Here is a 1,124-nt window from a genome sequence, read left to right as displayed (position 1 = left end):
AAACTGCATCGTACCGAGGGAGCTTTATAAAATTAATTAAGCAAGTGGTTTCCATTCAGGGTCAATTTCATCATTAAAAGGTTTTCTTGCATACTTTATTTTTCGAAGTTCTTTTGCACCAAATTTTATAAAGTTTTTTTGTGCTTGTCGTAATGATGGAACATTGCTCCTCCTTCATAATCAGGGTTAAAAAATTGAACTCCATCATCTTCCCAAAAGCAAATATCACAAATATCGTAAGTACCTGGTGGCTCTTCGTCTAGTGTTTTATATCCGCAACAGGGACAAGTATATTTCATTCAATAACACCTCTCTCAGCTCAACGTATTCGCGAAATTGACTAATCAATCCTGCCAGTTAGCGTAATGAAGCAACCGATCAATGTGGTCGGCTGCTTCCGTGTTTTTATTGAACTATCGTCCCTCGTTAGTTGAATAATGTATTGTTATTACGATCAGTTATTTTAAATGCCTGCTTTAAGCAACTTAGATGGTCTAGCTTCACACCCATCATATCATTGAACACTCTGTATATAAGTTTTGCTAATTCTATTTCATTTGTACATGTTATAGACTTTTGTGCAATTTGATTGATCTCAATATCATACTCGTTCTGTGGAGCACCTCCAGCTAACAGACCGATAGGGTCCCAATTGTTAATCACTTCAGTTAAAAGCTTGATACTTATTTTCACCTTTATCACACCTTATTTGGCAATCTGTCTAGTAAAAATATTCTAGAATTCGCTCTAAAATCCTGCCCCTATCTTAATAAAAAATGAGCAGACCACTGCAGCGCCTGCTCATCCATGTGTGATATTGNCTCGCTTATTCGCAGGATTTCGCCCGGTTGGTATAGGATGAAAGACAAGAAGGGGAACTCCGTATAAGACTTCGGCAACATGAAGACGCACGGGAATAAAGGGGAATATATACCGCCCCAGAAAGTTCCATTTACTGCACGCATTCTCCACGCCGCCCCTGGAGGTTCTCACTCCCATGTCTCAACGGGTCTACGCCCTTTCATTCCTTCGTTACGCCTGTCCAAGGGGTGGAGGCCGGTCTTGCTATCGTTACGGGTCGGTGCCCTTTGGTTGAATATATCCGGTACTCCGTGCTTTCTTTG

1 protein-coding gene and 1 pseudogene are annotated in these 1,124 nt (G+C 40.7%); both read right to left on the bottom strand.

All coding sequences use genetic code 11. The features are described 5' to 3' along the window. Window positions 1-36: 36 nt before the first annotated feature. Window positions 37-299 (bottom strand): annotated as a pseudogene (locus tag A7975_RS33205) (CPCC family cysteine-rich protein). Between the two features lie 127 nt (window positions 300-426). After that, the gene (locus A7975_RS20965) at window positions 427-693 is read right to left on the bottom strand and encodes a hypothetical protein (RefSeq protein WP_065386429.1); all 267 of its coding nucleotides are present in this window, start codon (window positions 691-693) and stop codon (window positions 427-429) included. Between the last annotated feature and the right edge of the window lie 431 nt (window positions 694-1,124).

This window comes from Bacillus sp. FJAT-26390 (genome assembly GCF_001682865.1).
GTDB lineage: Bacteria > Bacillota > Bacilli > Paenibacillales > Paenibacillaceae > Pristimantibacillus.
Note: the sequence above shows the minus strand (reverse complement) of the source record. Positions and strands in the feature narration are given on the sequence as shown.